The sequence below is a fragment of the Desulfuromonas svalbardensis genome (genome assembly GCF_055389415.1).
Genome location: NZ_AP042416.1, coordinates 2,957,002 through 2,975,518, shown reverse-complemented (window position 1 = coordinate 2,975,518; position 18,517 = coordinate 2,957,002). Strand labels below are relative to the sequence as shown.

Sequence of the window (18,517 nt, the reverse complement as noted above, 5' to 3'; positions counted from 1 at the left end):
CCCACCTGCGTTGCAGCGTTTGTTCAAGACTTCGACATACAACATGTATGCCTTCCCCCTTGAACAACCACTACGCCTTGAGGGACGAAGTTTTTGCTTAGCCATCTATTTCGGTTTTGCGAGACCATCAGATTAAGGGAGCTTTTATGTCACAACCAATTGATAGACGTCGTGTTGATGATGGTCGTTATGCAGATGATCGGCGGGAGCGACGTGAACGAAGAATGGGGCCTGATAACTGGACGCGTTCGTTGCGGTGGTTTGCTTTCTCAGGCTGGAGTTTGGTTCTTGGGGCGTTTTTTTTGGTGAGTGTTGCTAAACCAAGATCGACCACTTTTTTTGCACGGATGAATAATTTATCGATGGAACGTGGCTGGAACATGGAATTGATGAATTATGTGTTTTGGATGTTGTTTGGCGGTATTATTGTGGGGCTGTTGGGCCTTGTGATCAATCTAATGCGTCGGCGGAGAAAACACGATTTCTTTTACTTCTCACTCATGGCACTTGGAGTTATTTCGGTGGTTAGTTTCTTTTGGGTGTTTAATCTGTAATGGCGTCGCAAAAAGTCCGCCCACCTGCGTTGCAGCGTTTGTTCAAGACTTCGACATACACCATGTATGCCTTCACCCTTGAACAATCACTACGCCTTGGGGGACGAAGTTTTTACTTAGCCATCTAATTCGTTTTTGCGAGACCATCATCGTTAGTCTTTGGTGTGAGCCAAAAGTCGTTGGCACTCAGTGGGTCGTAAAAACGCAGTTGTTCATAGCCGCTAAGTGGATGTTTTTTTTCTGACGGATTGCCCTCGTGGAGCAAGCGGTCAACGGTAATAAAGCTACCGAGGGCGGCACCATGTTTATCGAGTGCTTGGATAGCATACGCTGAACAGGTTGGATACATGGGACAACGCGGGCTATCTACCACAGAGATATAACGTTGAAAAAAACGAACGCCCTGTTTCAGTGGGTTGAGCAGTTCAGCATCAGTTGAGTGTTGCTGCGGCGTGGCGGTTTGTCCCCACGGCTGCCATGTTTGTGCTTTGCTGTGGGTCGTTATGAGGCTGAGGCAAAGGGTCAGTAGGCATAACGAGCTACGACAGCAGATATTTCGTACATCAATAGGTAACATCATCCCTATTTTTCATCACTTCTTGTCTTCTGATTGTCAGTATTCTCTGGCTTTATTTCACCAGCTTGTCCGTTTTCAGTCTCTGTGCTTTGTTGATAGAACCGTAACCGTTCGGCCATGATTTTTTCGTAGCCGCGCTCGACAGGGTGGTAAAATTGACGCCCTTGTAGGGTCTCGGGTAGATAGTCTTGCGCCTCGTAACCACTGGCTGAATTGTGGGCATAGCGATAGCCTGCGCCATAATTAAGGTCTTTCATCAATTGCGTTGGCGCATTACGGATGTGAAGTGGGACGGCCAGCGCACCACTTTGGCGTACTTCGGCAAGGGCATCGTTGATTCCTGCATATGAGGCATTGCTTTTGGGTGCTGATGCTAAATAGGTTGTGGCTTGGGCAAGAATAATGCGTGCTTCAGGCATACCGACAAAGTGGACAGCTTGTTGCGCCGAAACGGCAAGTTGTAAGCCCCTTGGGTCGGCATTGCCGATATCTTCAGCGGCCGATATCACTAACCGGCGCGCAATAAATAATGGGTCTTCACCAGCTTCAATCATCCGTGCCAGCCAGTATAGCGCGGCATCGGGATCAGAGCCGCGGATACTTTTTATAAAGGCAGAGATGACATTGTAGTGCTCATCCGCCCCTTTGTCGTAGCGTAGAGCGCGTTGTTGCAGTGTTTGCGAAATAAACGGCTCATCAATGGTGGCACCATTGGCTGTTTCAACAATGAGTTGGAGGTTGCCTAGTGCAACGCGTGCATCGCCTTGTGCGAGGTGGGCGAGTAGCTTAATGGCTGATTCATCAACATTGGTCGGCGGCTCGTCAAAACCACGTGGATCGGTTAGCGCTCGTTGCAGCAGTTGGGTAATCTCTTCGACACTGAGTGTTTCAAGCACAAAAACCCGCGCCCGCGAAAGTAGGGCGGCATTGACTTCAAAGGATGGATTCTCGGTGGTTGCGCCGATGAGAACAAGATCCCCCTTTTCGAGTGCAGGTAGAAACGCATCTTGTTGTGATTTATTGAAGCGGTGAATTTCATCGACAAAAACAATGGTGCGTGTCGCGTAGTGGGCGCGATCTTCTTGAGCGCGAGTGACGATTTGGCGAATATCTTTTACGCCATTCATGATGGCCGAAAAAAAGACAAAGCGGCTACTGGTGCTTTTGGCAATCACTTGAGCAAGGGTTGTTTTTCCTGTGCCGGGCGGCCCCCAAAAAATGAGGGAACTCAGTTGATCGTTTTCAATAATTAACCGTAACGGGCAGCCCTCGCCAAGCAGATGTGTTTGGCCAACCACTTCGCTTAAACATTGTGGTCGTAATCGTTCCGCTAGGGGTGTTTGATCGTCACTTATGGTGCTTGAAAAGAGATCCATAGGGCCTACGTCGCTTTGAGGGAAGTTCGATATCAACGTGTTACAGTTGATAATTAATTCAATGATAAATAGGAGATGGTTCGAGAAAACAACAGCCTCCTGATGACACGAAATGTTGGCACTGTAGCACAAATGAGCAACTCGTCTCAATGTTCGAGAATTGGCTGTCAGTGGATAGACTTTGCACGGGGTCTGTGTTAGGTTTTGCGCTGTGATATGATCCTTTTTTATGATGATGAAGAGATAAAGATAGGGGCAGTGATATGAAATCAATCGGTCTTTATGCGAAACGGTCTAATCCTGCTGCGGTAGATGTGGCTCTGGAGTTAAAGCGTTGGCTGTGTGAACGAAATATTGAAGTGTTGGTTGAGCGCAACTTGGCGGCTGACATGGGCGAACCTGAAGGGGTTGCTGGACGTGAATTGCCGCAGCGGGTTGAGTGCATTATTGTGCTCGGTGGTGATGGAACGCTGATCTCGGTGGCGCGTAAAGTTGGCGCATTGAATGTCCCGATTTTAGGAGTCAACTTAGGTAGCCTTGGATTTTTGACCGAAATTACTCTCGATGGGTTATACGATGAACTTGAACGGGTTCTCAGTGGTGACTATACCGTTTCAGATCGCCTTATGCTTGAAGCGGGAATTGTTCGTGATAACGAACAGGTTGCTGACTATCAGGTGCTTAACGATGTGGTGATCAACAAAGGTGCGTTAGCGCGAATTGTTGATATGGAGGTGTGGGTCGATGATCAATATCTCACGACGTTCAAGGCTGATGGCTTAATTGTTTCAACACCAACGGGTTCAACCGCTTATAACCTTGCTGCTGGCGGTCCTATTATTTATCCTGGTCTACACTGTTTGGTGATTACTCCCATTTGTGCTCACACGCTAACCAATCGTCCGATCATTGTTTCGGATGCGTCGGTCATTCGAATTATTATGCGAATTGATGAGGAGCGGGTCTTTTTTACCGCTGATGGTCAAGTGGGCATGGCACTACAGGCACAAGATGTGGTTGAAATTCGTAAGGCAAACATGTGTACTCACTTAATTAAGAGTGCTTCGAAAGAATATTTTGAAGTGTTACGAACTAAATTACGTTGGGGAGAGCGTTAAAAAACGATGCTAACCGATCTCAATATAAAAAACCTTGCTGTCATTGAGAAACTGCATGTTTCTTTTGGTCGTGGTTTTACCGTTCTTAGTGGCGAAACCGGGGCAGGAAAATCGATCATTATTGATGCGATGGGCCTATTGCTTGGCCAACGAATGCGTAACGATCTGGTTCGTAGTGGTGAAGATAGCGCCAGTGTTGAAGCGGTGTTTAGTCTCACTTCTCAGCCGTTAATCAGCCAAATGGTGGTTGATATGGGTTTTGATATTGAAGATGAGTTGCTGATTAAACGCACTTTGTCACGCCAAGGTAAAAATCGAGTTTATATTAATGGTTCATTGGCAACACTGGGCCAACTTCAGCAATTGGTTGCGCCGATGCTGGCTATTTTTGGCCAACATGATCAACAGCAACTTCAACGGGTCGAGAATCATCTGCAATTACTTGATGGCTTTGGGGAGTGTAGCGACCTGTTATCGGAGTATCAACAGCACTACCGTCAACATCTTCAACTTGAACAACAATTACAGCAAATGCAGCTGGCTGACCGTGAGCGCAGCGATCGCCTTGATCTACTTAATTTTCAAATTAACGAGATCTCTGTTGCGCAGCTTCAGGTTGGCGAAGATGTTGAACTGTCCACTGAGCGACTCAAATTACAGCATGCCGAACGCCTTTATTCTAAATGTCAGAATGGTTATGAGCAACTTTATGCTAACAGTGGTGCGGTGTGTGAGCAACTGGGCGCAGTCAGTCAGCAATTAGACGGCTTGCAAGAAGTTGATCCGCAACTCGAAGGCCCTATCTCTGCGATTAAAGATGCTCTGTTTTCCCTTGAAGATGCTGCGGCACAATTGCGGCACAGCGCTGAAGGGGTTGTTTTTGATGAACAACGACAGCGCGAGGTGGAGCAACGCCTCATTGTCATAGGCGAGTTGCAGCGTAAGTATCATCCTGAAATTGAAGGTGTTTTAGCGTATCAACAACAGCTCGAACAGGAGTTGGAAAGCTTGCACCATAGTGCTGCAACCATTGAGTTACTACAGGGGCAGATTGATCAGCAGCAGCAGACGTTATTAGCGGTTGGAAAAACCTTGTCAACGCAACGTTGCGATGCCGCCGCTCGATTGAAGAAGGCCATGGAACTTGAGCTGCACGGGTTGGCGATGGCCAATGCCTGTTTTGAAGTTCAATTTTCCAGCCTCGACAAACCTTCATCTCTTGGTCTTGAGCGGGCTGAATTTTATTTTTCGGCCAATCCTGGTCAAGAAACTCGTCCTCTCGCTGCTACAGCTTCCGGTGGTGAACTTTCGCGAATTATGCTCGCCCTACGCAAGGCCGCACCACGGGTCGATGCATTGGCGACGATGATTTTCGATGAGGTGGACGCTGGCATTGGTGGTGTCGCTGCATCGGCTGTTGGCGAGCGGTTATGTTCCGTTGCTGCTGGACATCAGGTGCTGTGTATTACCCATCTACCTCAGGTGGCAGCATATGGCGATAGCCAATATCGGGTAGAAAAAAATGTGGTCGACGGTCAAACTTCAACTCAATTAGTGGCGCTAGATTATGAGGAGCGTGTATTGGAATTGGCGAGGATGCTCGGTGGTGCGCAAATGAGCAGCCAAACTGTGGCACACGCGCGTGATCTTTTACGGCGCTGCCAACGGCCATCATTGTTTAGTGAGGAACTATGAAATTAAGAAAAGCCTACATTGGTGATGCCAGTGCTATCCACAAATTGCTCGTGGAGCATGCGGGGCAGGGGCTGATGCTTTCCCGCTCATTGGCTGAAATATATCAAGCGATCCGCTCATTCTATGTATTAGATCATGAAGGTGAAGTGCTTGGCACTGTTAGTTTACAAGTGTGGTGGCTCGATCTTGCCGAGGTTCGCTCTCTCGTCGTTGCCGATTCACTCGCAGGTCAAGGTTATGGGCGCAAGTTGGTTCAATCGTGTTTGAATGAAGCACAAGAGCTTGGCTTAAATCGTGTGTTTGCTTTGACTTATCAAGAAGAATTTTTTGGTCGACTTGGTTTTACCACAATCGAAAAAAATGAATTGCCCCACAAAATTTGGGGTGACTGTATGAAGTGCCCTAAGTTTCCAGATTGTGATGAGATCGCAATGGCGATTTCAGTCTGATTAAAGCAACTCGCTAGTGACGGGCCGTAGCGAGAAATAGACTGTTTGAGACCAGATTGTCGAGAATTTGAGAGCGAATAGCTGGCCTATTTGTCGAAAATTATCGGGAATATGGGCCAAGTCAGGCTGTTTCGCAGTAGGATCATGTTAAGTTCGACAGACTGCTTATTTTCTCACTAGAGGTTGTCAGCTCATTATGTTATTTTTCCCGCTAATATATAAATAATTCGTACTTCTAATAATAGATTGGTGAGCATGCTGTGTCGCCGAAACAAAGAGAGAGAGGGTTGCTTTGGATTTAGAACAGATGACCATTGATGCCACTCGAGACATCTTCGAGACTATGATCATGCTGGAAGTGAATGAACAACCTTCTTTGCCTGTGTTAGTAAGTAATTTTACCGATTCTATTTCAGGGATGGTTGGTTTAGCGGGTACGTGCCGAGGGATGGTTGCGATTCATGCGCCAACTGATGTTGCGATGTTAATCACCGCGCGGTTTTTAGGTTTGTCTGTTGATACCTTCAACGATGATGTCACCGATGCCTTTGGTGAATTAGCCAACATGTTAGCTGGTAGTATTAAAATGTACCTTGATGAATCGGGTAGTAATATCACCTTATCGGTCCCCTCTTATGTGTATGGTGCTGATTATCAGGTGGAATGTATTGCCGAATCAAATTGGGTGGTGATTCCATTTGAGTCCGATGACGGTGAATTTCTCGTTGAGCTGCAAATTGCCAAATAAACGTTAGTATTATTGTTGTACTGATATAAAAATACCCCCAGTGCTTCTTTCAGCACTGGGGGTATTTTTGTTTAAAAGGTCATAGCATCTTATTTGAGCTCGATGAAAAGTTTTCTGCTTTTATAATGTGTTATATGCGTTCAATCTGTAGCTCAGTGAGATTGATTTTTGCCGATGTCAGCGCCTCTTCGTTGGAGAGGATGGATATTGGACTCTGAGCTAACTTGTCGCTTAAATGTCGTTTGGCAACATCTAATAACTGCTCTTTTGTTACAGAGAGCAACCGAGAACGAAACTGTTGTCGCATGGCGTGCGTTAGACCTTGTTGGTGGTTGGCAAACTCATTGATGCCTCGTCCGCTTGGTGAAAGAGGGCGGTCGTAAGCGCTGAACACCGAAAGAACTGCTTCTTTAATCTTTTCATCATCAAAGTCACCCTGTTGTAGCCACTCTAACGATTGCTCATATACGGTCAATGTTCTCTCAAGTTGTGGGTCACGATACGACATCAATGAGAATAATCCAGATTCACTATTGCTCGTTGCCATACCGCCATATGCTCCCCCTTTTTCCCGAATTTCGCGATGGAGGTAATTGGCTTTTAGTAGCGCGGCTAACACTTTTAGTGGTGCCGTATCAACATGATTGAATGGTGTGGTGCGGAAAACACGAGTGACGTATGAAACTGGAATCGAAGTGGTCCATCCCAGTTGAATCGCTGTAGGTTCAATTGGAGCAATGGGTTGTGGTGCTACAATCGTTCTTTGTGGAATTTTGTTGATCAATTGTTCTAGTGTTGATTCACAATCTTTAAATTGTTTCTCTTCGGCGGTGATGGCTGCTGATAGGTTCTGACGATTTATAATCGCCGCAGCAATTTGTTGCATGATCTCGACCGTTTCATCAAGCTGTCCTGCTTTGAACTCTGAAACTTGCTTGATCAGTTTAAATTGGCTAAAACCTGACCATTGCTCTCTTTGTTTGGCGGCAGGTGTTAGCTGGCCCGCTGCTGCCCGTGCGGCATAACTGTGTCCAGAGCCAGGAATCGCATTTTGCCATGAACTTTTAATCTGACCGATGACGGTTGCGAGTCGCTCTTGGTCGGTAAAATCAGCGGCAGAGCATATATCCGCCAAAATAGCACCGAGTTGATCGATGTTACGATTGAGGGCTTTACCTCGTAGTTGAAATAACGGTTGGAAGGAATTTAAGTCATCGATGTTATCAAGGATCTCAACGCTGGCACGTATGCCACCAGTCCCAGCTTCTACGCGTTGTGCCATCTCCAAATATGTGAGTTTATCTGTACCAATTTGAGTGAGTAAGCTACTGAAAAGTGGCAGGTATGGGCGGTGTGATTCATCAATGTGGTCACACGTAAAAGACAGGTTGAGATAGCAGAGGCCATTGGTCGGCTGAGGATAGAGGTGTATTGTTTTCTCTGCAAGGTCAATGGTTCGACAGTCCGTAACGGATTCAGCAGGATCGATGTCAGCCATTTCCAGTGTAGGCAGGCAGCTCAGGTCTTCAATGCCCTCTTGAGAGTCCTGAAGTTGTTGAGCCTGTGTAATCAATTTTTGTTTATCGTCTGCACTGAGAGTTGCTTTAATCGCGCTTAAACGCTCTTTTTCTTGGTCGTCCATTTTGGGACCCAATTCAGGGTCAGGACTTAAGCACAGAGTCGTTCGATGTTTGTTCTCGAGTAACCACGTCTTGATTATGTCTTCAAAAAATGGTCCTTCAGCGAGTTTGTGTCGAAGCTTTTTTAAATTGTCGTCGAGTTGTAACGCTGAAATAGGGTCATTGCAATGGAGCCATGGGCCAAGAATCCGGAACATTAAACTGATGGCATAGGGGTAGCTATCGCCACCGACTTCACGGTTACTCAGTTCGAGGCGATGGATTGTCGCTTCAATGCGTTGTGTTGTGAATCCTTCATCAACAATTTGCTGTAATGTATCAAGAATCAATTGTTCGATTTCATCTGTTTTATCTTTGTCTGTACCTTGTAGGCCAACTGCAAAACAGGTTGTTCGATAATCATCATGAAATCCGCATCCCGGGCTGAGGTTAGTGCCTAAACCTGAATCAAGTAACGCCTTGTAAAGGGGCGCTGCTGGATTGCCGAGTAGGAGTTGTGAAAGTAATGTCAGAGCAAGGGTATTGAAGCTGTCAGAGATGTCACTGGTCAACCAACTCATGTGAACCATTGATTTGCCTGTTAGTGACTCTGCTGCATCAATTGGAAAAGTTTCACTTACTTTGACTGGCGTGGTAAGTCGTTTTTCTTGTGGAACCGTACTATCGACATCGCGTGCTTCAAAGAGGCTAAGAACCTGTTTCTCAATGATCTCTAAATGGTCAGTTAATTGAAAGTTACCATAGCTAAAGAAGCAGGCATTGCTCGGGTGGTAAAATTCGGCATGAAAGTCGCGCAGTTGTTGCCACGTTAAATTTGGAATGTCTTCTGGCTCGCCACCTGAGTTGTGATGATAACAGGTCGTTGGATAAAGATGACGAGTTGTTCGGCGTGATAACAAAGAGGCTGGGTCGGCCATGGCCCCTTTCATCTCGTTAAAAACGACCCCTTTAAATGTTAACGGTGAACTGGAGTCATTTGCTGTTTCAAATTCAAGCCGATGGCCCTCTTGAGTAAAATCACGTTCACGCAGCAATGGGAAAAAAGCAGCGTCGAGGTAAATGCCGAGTAGGTTGTAAAAGTCTTTATGGTTTTGGCTTGAAAATGGATAGCACGTCCAATCGCTTGCAGTGAAAGCGTTCATGAAGGTATTTAGACTACGTTTTAGCATCGTGAAAAACGGGTCACGAACAGGAAAGTTTTTTGAACCACATAACGCAGTGTGCTCAAGAATATGGGCGACACCTGTTGAATCGGATGGTGGTGTTTTAAAGGCAACAGCGAATAGATTATTGCTATCGTCAGCATCAATGTGTACAAATCTTGCTCCCGTAACATTATGCTTAATTTGGATGAGTGTTGCATTGATTTCGGGCAGTGCTGTGGTGTCAATGAGGCTAAAAGCTTCAGGGAGAGCATACGTTGACTGATTGTCGGTCATAGAGATTAATACCTTTATGGGTTGTCCTACTCTGAGTAGTAGGATAAAAATGCAAATAATAAATGATATACGAGTTATGGTGATTATAACTCATAATAGATGGTTGAAAATACACTATAACAGTTCCCTTTTCTAGTGCCTCTGCTAAGATGGGTTCTGTTTGTGTATTAAGCTTATTTCATTACTCAAAGAGAGAGGTTTATATGTTGCGTTATGTCATAATAGTTTTGTGCTTTTGTTTATTACCAGTATCTTCATTTGCATTCGGTGGCGCCGGATGCGGCGCAGGTGAGTGTAGTGATTGCCATAGTTTGACAAGCGATGAAGCCTTTAAGTTACTCCCTCCAGGGGCTGAGGAAGTGAATTCTGTTAAGTTTTCTGAAGTCGGCGGATTATGGGAAGTGAAAGGCCAAGCGCGTGGGCAGATGTTCACAGTCTTTATCGATTACTCGAAACAATACCTGATTGCAGGAAACATTCTGCGTATTAGTGACGGTGTTGATATCTCGCGCAACGTCGACGCTACAGAGCTTAATGCTGACGGAGCATTCTTAGTTGGCGATGCTAATGCACCCGTACAGGTTTTCGTTTTCACCGACCCGAAGTGTGGTCATTGTCGCCAGCTTCATCACGAGTTATATAAGGTTATTGAACAATTACCTCAGGTTGCATTTCGTATAAAATTGATGGCGATGATGACAGATATTAAAACAGTAAATAGTATTGTCTGTTCAGGCTCAATACAGGTGTTAGAGGATGCAATGGCTGATAAGCCCGTTGCCGAAATGACTTGTGACAGCCATGTTACCGATGCAACCATGGCATTTGCCAAACGCTGGAATATTCGTTCAACACCAACGTTGATTTTACCTGACGGTAAAGTGTTGCCAGGTGGCCGCCCCGCTACAGTATTGATTAATGAATTAACTCCCTATGTGGAAGCTGCTAAAGCAAAGTAATTTGGTCAAAGGACTAGCAAACTATCCTCTTTTACTAGAACCCTATTGCGAATCAGCTGGACTTGGCCCATATTCCCGTCTATTTTCGATAAATAGGCTTACTCTTCATTCTCAACTAGTCGAAAATTTGCTCTCAGGTCAGCAATTTCTCGTTATGGCTTGTCAATCTCGACAGCTTGCTAGCGCAAAGCTTGATTTAATGTCATCGATCTGTTAAAAGGATCATCAAAGTTTTACTTATCTTTTACATAAATTCAGGAGATTTAAACATATGGGTTTGATGACAGGAAAACGGGGAATTATTTTCGGTGTGGCGAATGATAAGAGTATTGCTTGGGGAATTGCCGAGCAACTTAAGGAGCAAGGGGCAACTCTGGCTTTTACTTATCTCAACGAGGCACTAGAGAAGCGCGTCCGTCCATTAGCTGAAAGCTTGGACGCTGAACTGATTCTTCCTTGTAATGTCAGCGATGATAAAGAGATTGAGGCTGTTTTTAAAGAGGTTGAATCTCAATGGGGTGAGTTGGATTTTGTTGTTCACGCTGTTGCTTATGCTGACCGTGAAGACCTCAAGCGTCCTTTCAGTCAAACCAGCCGTGAAGGTTTTGCCATGGCAATGGATATCAGTGCTTATTCTCTCGTGGCAGTAACACATTATGCCGAGCCGCTATTAAAAGAGGGTGGCAGCATTGTTACCTTGACCTATCTTGGTTCTGACCGTGTTGTGCCGAACTACAATGTTATGGGTGTTGCTAAGGCAGCTCTTGAGTCTTCGGTCCGTTACTTGGCCGCTGAACTCGGTCCTAAGGGGATTCGTGTTAATGCCATCTCTGCTGGCCCAATCCGTACTCTCGCAGCATCGGGTATCGCGAACTTCCGTGCTAAGATTAAGCTGATGGATGATCACGCTCCATTACGACGCACTGTGACTCAAAATGAAGTGGGTAATTCAGCTGTATATTTGTTGTCTGATTTAGGCAGCGGCGTAACAGGTGAAGTTCACCTTGTTGATGCTGGTTTTAACATTGTTGTAACTGCGTAATTGATTTTTACGTTGAATCATCATAAAAGTTGTTAAACAAAAAGGACCCTTACGGGTCCTTTTTGCGTAGGAGGTTGAGTGGACGTACTGGGTCAAACATCTGGATTAAAAGCGGCACAACTTAATGCCCTTGAACGCGTGTATCGTCGTCGCATTGATCCCAGTGAGGTGGTGTCAACCGAATTGGCGCGCTTTATCTGTGGTCTGTCCCATGAAATAAGGCGTCAAATTGGTATTCTTGTTGATCGAACAGGTTCGGTAAAATATGTGATGGTGGGGGATGATCGCGAGATTATGCTGCCAGATTTAACCGATTATGCTCTGGGTCGCAGTGGCTTGCGTGGACTTCGTTGTATCCATACTCATTTGAAAAATGAAGGCCTCTCTCAAGATGATTTAACAGATTTAGCGTTGCTTCGTCTCGATATGATGGTCGCTATCGGCGTCGATGTGAGCGGTTTTCCGGCCTCGGTTTATTACGCCCACATCCTTCCTGAAAATCCAACTAATCAGCAGGTTGAGCAACTTTTTTCACCAACTCTTAGCGCGTTAGATCTTAATTTAAAACAGTTTTTGCATGGTTTAGATCATGAGCTAGAGCGTGGACTTGAAATTGGCCACATTGACCTTTCCGATCCGCGTGAACGAGCTATTTTGGTCTCGGTGAGTCAAGCACGTCGCCGTGAGATCGATGATTCACTGTCAGAATTGAATGAGTTAGCGCGAACGGCGGATGTGTTGGTGTTGGATCAAGTGGTTCAGCGCCCGAAACGACTCAATCCTAAGTTTTTGATGGGTGAGGGTAAGATCAAAGAGGTGGTGATACGTGCATTGCAACAGCGCGCAACCATGCTGGTATTTGACCAAGATCTCAGTCCGACACAGGTACGATCCATCGCCGCTCTCACTGATTTAAAAGTGGTTGACCGTTCACAAATTATTCTCGATATTTTTGCCAGTCGAGCCCATACCCTTGATGGTAAAGTTCAAGTTGAATTGGCGCAGCTTAAATACATATTGCCGAGGTTGTCGGGTAAGGGCACGGAATTATCGCGCTTGATGGGTGGAATTGGTGGTCGTGGTCCCGGTGAAACAAAGCTAGAAATTGATCGTCGTCGTATCCGTGAGCGGATCACTCGCCTTGAAAAGAGATTGAAGCAGATGTCACGAGGTCGGCTACAGCGGCGAAGTCGTCGTGTTCGTGCCGAAGTGCCTATTATATCAATTGTTGGTTACACCAATGCTGGTAAGTCAACACTGCTTAATTCATTGACTCGAAGTGATGTGTTTACCGAAGATTTACTCTTCGCAACACTCGATACTTCGACACGACGGTTACGTTTTCCACTTGATCGAGAAGTGATCATTACCGATACCGTTGGTTTTATTCGTAAGTTACCACCGAGTTTGATGGGGGCGTTTAAATCAACTCTTGAAGAGTTGTCTGACGCTGACTTATTAATGCATGTTGTCGATCTGTCTAATCCTCGCTTTGAAGAGCAAATTCAAGCTGTTGAACAGATTCTTGCTGATCTTGATTTAGGTCATATCCCACACTTGTTAGTGTTTAATAAAATTGATCTTGTTGATCCTGAAGAGTGTGAAGCGTTGTGTCGTCGTTTTAAGGCGGTGGCTGTGTGTGCACAAAATCGTCAGAGTTTCGAAATGTTATTAGACCAACTGCAACAGCGCTTTTGGCATGCCGATGGCGCGATTAAAGCGAAGACTGATGAGCGCGGTAGTGTTGACAGTTGACCTGTTTTTCTATAGCCTTGGCCGGTATTTATTAGTTAATTCATCTATGCAACTGTTGCGTTATTTGGGACAATGAGATTTGAGAGCTATGAAGGATATTAAACGTTTCACCATTGGGTGCATAATTGCCGTTGTCATCAGTTTGACGGGCTGTGTGCCACTGTTCCAGAATAACACTACCGCGGTTGATGCCACGGAAGTTGTCTCCACTTCAGAGAATGTCATTGATCCAGAATGTGTTTTTTTGCCTGAGCAATCCCTAGCCTCTGCCGATGAAACCAGTGCCGATACCGAGTTGTTAACGCAATCGTTAACACCACCTGAAGAAACCGGAGTCGAAGTAGAGCCTGAGCCACTATTTGATTTCCCCGTGATTGAAAATGATCAAGTTCGCTATCTTATCAAGCACTATACTACAAACGGTGGTCGGCGGACTTTTACCCGCTGGTTAGAACGCTCGGGGCGTTATTTGCCGTTAATGCGTGAGATTTTTGCTGCTGAAGGTTTGCCCCGTGATCTTGCCACACTAGCCATGGTTGAATCGGGCTTTAATAGCAATGCTCATAGTTGGGCTAATGCTGTTGGTTATTGGCAGTTTATTGGTTCAACGGGTAAAATGTATGGCTTGGATAATGGCTGGTGGTACGATGAACGGCGTGATGTCGAAAAGGCGACGTTGGCTGCTGCCCAATATTTAAAGGATCTGCATAAGCGTTTTGATGGTAACTGGTATTTGGCAGTTGCTGCCTATAATGCTGGTCCAGGTAAAATGTCACGGGCAATTAGAAAATACCACACCACTGATTTTTGGGAATTATGCCATGGTGAATATTTAAAAGCTGAAACGAAGAACTATGTGCCAAAATTGTTAGCGGCGTTATTGATTAGTAAACAACCTGAACTGTATGGTTTTTGTGATCTGACTTATCAACAACCACTTAAATTTGATCGTGTCGTGGTATCGGAGGCAACGGATCTAGAACTGATTTCTGAGCTGACCCAGGTTCCCTATGCAAAAATCAAGTCACTCAATCCCGAGTTGAAACGTTGGTGTACACCCCCTGATGTTGACCATTATTCATTACGCTTACCCGTCGGAGCGAGTATCGGTTTTGCTGAAAAATATGCTCAGGTCCCAAGTCATGAACGGGCACGTTATAAGCGTCATCAAATTAAATCGGGTGATACCTTGCAGCACCTTGCTAAACGCTATGGTATTCGAGTCGATGATATTATCTCCCTGAATAAAATCAGCAACCCGCGTGCGCTAAAAATTGGTCAAGATTTGATTTTACCGTTGCACCGTGACTTTAGTTCGTTACCGTTAACGGAACTTGCCGATGATTATCAACATTCACGCCGAAAGCATTATACAGTGCGCTCAGGTGATAGTTTGTGGAGTATTGCCCGTAAGTGCGATGTGACGGAAAAACAAATTCGTGTTTGGAATCGTTTGGGTTGGTCGAACGTGATCCAACCAGGGAAAAAACTGTTGGTTTCTGCTCCGCGAAAAGGGCAAGCTCCACGCGGTGTTCAACAAAAGGTTCTTTATAAAGTTCGCTCTGGTGACACCTTGTGGGGAATCGGTCGTCGTTTTGCTGTTCAAACACGCCAGATACGTCAGTGGAACGGATTATCGGAAAATCATATTTTGCAACCTGGTGATACATTAACTCTGCTTGTTCGCGATGGAAAACGTTCGTAGTTTAGGTGGGAAGTACTTTGACTTTTCGTTGACTGATTGTTAGACTCTCGCACTTGTTGATAAATTGAATTTTTGAAATAATGAAAGGTATGATGATCGATGTTGAATTTTTTGACGGCTTTTGTTTTTGCAACTCTCGCGGCAGTGCCGCTTAATTTAGTTTATAAACTTGAGATTATATATTGTGGCTTAATATCAGTTGTGTTGTTTGCTGCTGTATATTTTCTCCTTTCACGTCGAACCATGAACAGGGTGATGGTTCTGGTTCAAAGTGCTCAACACGATATGCAAGCCAACCGTACAGAACGTGCGTTAGTAACGTTAAGGGGTGGTTTTAAATATGCAAAATGGCAATTCTATGTCAAAGGGCAGATCAATGCTCAAATTGGAACATTGCTCTATTTGAAAAAAGATTTTGCAAAGGCATTACCTTATTTGGAGAAGAGTTTTGTCCGCCACTGGGTAGCCATGTGTATGTTAGCTGTCAGTTACATGAAGCGTTCTAATCCGGCTAAAATGGCATCCACCTTTGAAAAAGCAGCAGCAGCTTCACGTAAAGAACCATTTGTTTGGAACCTATACGCATTTTGTCAGGATAAAATTGGTGAGCGCGATAGCGCCATTGCTACTCTGCGTAAAGGGATTAAGAAAACAGGTGGAGATGAGCGCCTCGAAGCTTCTATTGAAGCCCTACAGCAGGGTAAGCGGATGAAAATGGAAGACTATGGTGATCTTTGGTATCAGTTTCATCTTGAAAAAACAGGTGTGCTCGTTAAAAAACAAACAAAGGCAGCGCAGGGTCGACGTAAAATGCCACGCGTGTAATTAATTTTATGAGCAAAAAAAAGCAAAAACAGGCAGCAGCCCCTTTTAAAAGTAACCCCTTCGATTCTATGAAGGGGTTTTCTGTTTCTCAGTTAGAACGTGAGCCGCGACCTGAAAAAAAAGTTGAACACGTTGAGGTGAACGAGGTGGTTAAGGTTGAACCTGAGGTTGATTTTAACTCGGCGATGTCGCAACTCGGTGTTGTTTCACTTGATGACCAACTGGAGGATAGTGATCCGTTTGTTGTTGCTGAAGAGGCTGAAGAGCAAGAAGTTGTTCTAGCTAAAACACCGATAACAGATGAAGAGATTTTCCTTGATAGCTTGGGTGAACTAGATTGTGTTTTCAACGATCAATATGATGACAGTGACGCTGACGAGTTTGAGCCGTCCCGTGGTGGTGAACCGCGTCGGATGAAGCAATTACGTCAGGGTAAGCTAAAGCCTCAAGAAACACTTGACCTGCATGGTTGTTATCGTGAAGAAGCTCGTGAGAGGGTGCGTAATTTTTTAAAAAACCGTCATGCTGAAGGGGTGCAAACCGTATTAATTATTACGGGAAAAGGCAACCGTTCACCTAGTGGGGAGTCGGTGTTACGTTCTGATGTTGAAAGCTATTTAAAGACTCATTCTGCTGCTTGGGTAGTTGAGTGGGGGCGGGCTCCGCGACAATATGGTGGCGAAGGTGCATTGGTTGTTTTCTTACGCCAATCCAAAGAATGATCTTAAATTTATGTTGAATGATCTTATGTTTTAGGTAGGAGGAGAACGATGGCTCAGGATAAAATTTATGTTGTAGGTCACATTAACCCTGATACAGACTCTGTGTGTAGTGCCATTGCATATGCAGCACTGCGTGATCAACAGGGATTAGTAGGCGTTCAACCTGCCCGAGCGGGTAACATTAATCGGCAGACTGAATTTATTTTAGAAGAACTCGCTGTTCCTCAACCGGAATTGTTGCTTGATGTTTCTCCTCGAATCAGCGACGTGATTAGTGGTCAGCGACCTGTGACAATTGCTTCAACAGCTCCGCTTTCACGTGCTCTAGAGTTATTTCATCTTCATAATATCCGAATTTTACCTGTGGTTGATGAACAGAATCATCCTCAAGGAATGCTTTATCTTAAAAAAGTTTCGGAGCGCTTTCTCGTTCCCAGTCAGGAAAAAGAGTTAAGACGAGTTTCGGCGTCACCGCGTTCAATCTGCCAATGTTTAAAGGCTACGGCTTTGCATGAAGTGGATGCTGACGTCCAAGAGGATCTCAATCTTTATGTCGCGGCTATGGCCAGTGAGACCTTTCACGCCAAGATGGTTGCTCAAGATGTGCGTAAGATGGTGTTGATTGCGGGTGACCGCATTGGAATTCTGCGTGAAGCAGTGGAACTTGGGGTGCGGGTTCTTGTCGTGGTTGCCGGTTTAGAAATTCCAGAGGATGTACTAGAGGTTGGCCGCAAGAATGACGTTACCATTCTTTCTACAACATTTGATACTGCGACATCTACGTGGTTAACACGTTTGGCGACACCTGTCGCCTCGTTGGCCGAAACCAATTTTATTTCATTACGTGGTCAAGATCGATTAGATGAATTGCGCATAAGTCTTATGCACTCTGATGTGCCGGGGGTTGTTGTTGTTAACGATTCTGGCACCATTGAGGCTGTTGCAACTAAAAGTCATCTATTGAACCCATCATCAGTTAAATTGATTTTGGTCGATCACAATGAATTAGCTCAGTCGGTAGCAGGTGCTGATAAGGTTGAAATTATAGAGGTTGTGGATCATCATCGTTTGGGAAGTTTACAGACAGATAAACCAATTCGGTTTATCAATCAACCTGTAGGGAGTACCTGTACTCTTGTCGCGACATTATATCAAAATGCCGGCATTACCCCCTCCCCAGCGATTGCAGGGTTAATGTTGTCGGGTTTGCTCTCTGATACCGTGGTGTTAAAGTCACCGACAGCAACAGATGTTGATCGCGAAATTTCACAGTGGTTGGGCCAGTTATCCGGACTCGACCCTTATGAGTTTGGTCAACGAATATTCGCTTCGAGTAGTGCAATGAGTGCCTATGATTCGTTGGAAAAAGTGATCACAACAGATTTTAAAGTGTTCACTGCCAGTAATTTCCAGTTTGGTATTGGTCAAGTTGAGGTGGTTAATTTTCACGAATTTCATTCTTTAAAAGAAGATTTAAAAAGCGAGTTAAACTGTTTACGTGAAAATCGTTCTCTTGATATGGCGGGATTGTTGATTACCGATATTGTTGCAGGAACCAGTGAGCTATTGATTTCTGGTGATCGAAAATTGGCGCTTATTATGGGATACCCACAAGTCAGTGATGATTTATATGAGTTGCGAGGTGTTTTGTCGCGCAAAAAACAGCTAATTCCCCATCTGTTGCGAATTCTCGGTGCCTTACAGTAATCGTTTCGCCGGTTTAATAAAAAAAACCCCGTGAAGGAGGGGCATCACGGGGCAAAGCTTTGTAAATTTCACAAAGCAGCATGAAGCATAAACTATCGGAATCTTTCTTGTAAAACAACTTAAAATTTTCAACTAATTTGTTTTGCGCCGTATTGAGGGCACTGATGTTTTTTTGGAAGGGCGAGTCGCCTGATATAGCTGAATAC

15 protein-coding genes are annotated in these 18,517 nt (G+C 45.0%); 12 read left to right on the top strand and 3 right to left on the bottom strand.

Features of this window, described 5'->3' with window-relative positions:
* Nucleotides 1-146: 146 nt before the first annotated feature.
* A complete protein-coding gene (locus ACZ5KY_RS13355; protein ID WP_464244393.1) occupies nt 147-554 on the top strand; it encodes a hypothetical protein in 408 nt (135 codons plus the stop codon).
* Nucleotides 555-678: 124 nt separating this feature from the next.
* On the opposite strand, the gene yidD is transcribed toward ACZ5KY_RS13355, so the two are convergent.
* Both yidD and ACZ5KY_RS13345 read right to left on the bottom strand, forming a co-directional pair.
* Nucleotides 679-1,134 carry a membrane protein insertion efficiency factor YidD gene (gene yidD, locus ACZ5KY_RS13350; RefSeq protein WP_464244392.1) on the bottom strand — a complete coding sequence of 152 codons (456 nt, stop codon included), beginning with the start codon at nt 1,132-1,134 and terminating at the stop codon, nt 679-681.
* Nucleotides 1,135-1,136: 2 nt separating this feature from the next.
* On the bottom strand, nt 1,137-2,507 hold the full coding sequence (locus ACZ5KY_RS13345; RefSeq protein ID WP_464244391.1) for a replication-associated recombination protein A: 1,371 nt from the start codon (nt 2,505-2,507) through the stop codon (nt 1,137-1,139).
* 263 nt (nt 2,508-2,770) lie between these two features.
* Here ACZ5KY_RS13345 and ACZ5KY_RS13340 point away from each other — a divergent pair, with 263 nt between their 5' ends.
* The 4 genes from ACZ5KY_RS13340 (at nt 2,771) to ACZ5KY_RS13325 (ending at nt 6,517) form a co-directional block, all read left to right on the top strand.
* Entirely contained in the window at nt 2,771-3,625 is an 855-nt protein-coding gene (locus tag ACZ5KY_RS13340) for an NAD(+)/NADH kinase (RefSeq protein ID WP_464244390.1), read from the top strand.
* Between the two features lie 6 nt (nt 3,626-3,631).
* Nucleotides 3,632-5,320 carry a DNA repair protein RecN gene (gene recN / locus ACZ5KY_RS13335; RefSeq protein WP_464244389.1) on the top strand — a complete coding sequence of 563 codons (1,689 nt, stop codon included), beginning with the start codon at nt 3,632-3,634 and terminating at the stop codon, nt 5,318-5,320.
* Nucleotides 5,317-5,769, top strand: coding sequence for an N-acetyltransferase (locus ACZ5KY_RS13330; RefSeq protein ID WP_464244388.1), 453 nt, complete (start codon nt 5,317-5,319; stop codon nt 5,767-5,769). The genes recN and ACZ5KY_RS13330 overlap by 4 nt, the downstream gene beginning before the upstream one ends.
* Nucleotides 5,770-6,061: 292 nt before the next feature.
* A complete protein-coding gene (locus tag ACZ5KY_RS13325; RefSeq protein ID WP_464244387.1) occupies nt 6,062-6,517 on the top strand; it encodes a chemotaxis protein CheX in 456 nt (151 codons plus the stop codon).
* A gap of 130 nt (nt 6,518-6,647) precedes the next feature.
* Here the strand turns inward: ACZ5KY_RS13325 and ACZ5KY_RS13320 are convergent, their stop codons facing one another.
* On the bottom strand, nt 6,648-9,596 hold the full coding sequence (locus tag ACZ5KY_RS13320; protein WP_464244386.1) for an insulinase family protein: 2,949 nt from the start codon (nt 9,594-9,596) through the stop codon (nt 6,648-6,650).
* Between the two features lie 203 nt (nt 9,597-9,799).
* Here ACZ5KY_RS13320 and ACZ5KY_RS13315 point away from each other — a divergent pair, with 203 nt between their 5' ends.
* From ACZ5KY_RS13315 to ACZ5KY_RS13285, 7 genes are all read left to right on the top strand, one after another.
* A complete protein-coding gene (locus ACZ5KY_RS13315; protein ID WP_464244385.1) occupies nt 9,800-10,555 on the top strand; it encodes a thioredoxin fold domain-containing protein in 756 nt (251 codons plus the stop codon).
* A gap of 271 nt (nt 10,556-10,826) precedes the next feature.
* Nucleotides 10,827-11,597 (top strand): enoyl-ACP reductase FabI, encoded by a 771-nt coding sequence (gene fabI, locus ACZ5KY_RS13310; RefSeq protein WP_464244384.1) that lies wholly within the window; start codon nt 10,827-10,829, stop codon nt 11,595-11,597.
* A gap of 78 nt (nt 11,598-11,675) precedes the next feature.
* On the top strand, nt 11,676-13,352 hold the full coding sequence (hflX, locus tag ACZ5KY_RS13305) for a GTPase HflX (RefSeq protein WP_464244383.1): 1,677 nt from the start codon (nt 11,676-11,678) through the stop codon (nt 13,350-13,352).
* Between the two features lie 88 nt (nt 13,353-13,440).
* Nucleotides 13,441-15,057, top strand: coding sequence for a LysM peptidoglycan-binding domain-containing protein (locus tag ACZ5KY_RS13300; RefSeq protein WP_464244382.1), 1,617 nt, complete (start codon nt 13,441-13,443; stop codon nt 15,055-15,057).
* A 99-nt stretch (nt 15,058-15,156) separates the two neighbouring features.
* On the top strand, nt 15,157-15,882 hold the full coding sequence (locus ACZ5KY_RS13295) for a tetratricopeptide repeat protein (RefSeq protein WP_464244381.1): 726 nt from the start codon (nt 15,157-15,159) through the stop codon (nt 15,880-15,882).
* An 8-nt stretch (nt 15,883-15,890) separates the two neighbouring features.
* Nucleotides 15,891-16,604: a Smr/MutS family protein gene (locus ACZ5KY_RS13290; RefSeq protein WP_464244380.1), complete on the top strand. Its 714-nt coding sequence runs from the start codon at nt 15,891-15,893 to the stop codon at nt 16,602-16,604.
* A 48-nt stretch (nt 16,605-16,652) separates the two neighbouring features.
* On the top strand, nt 16,653-18,311 hold the full coding sequence (locus ACZ5KY_RS13285) for a putative manganese-dependent inorganic diphosphatase (RefSeq protein WP_464244379.1): 1,659 nt from the start codon (nt 16,653-16,655) through the stop codon (nt 18,309-18,311).
* Nucleotides 18,312-18,517 lie beyond the last annotated feature (206 nt).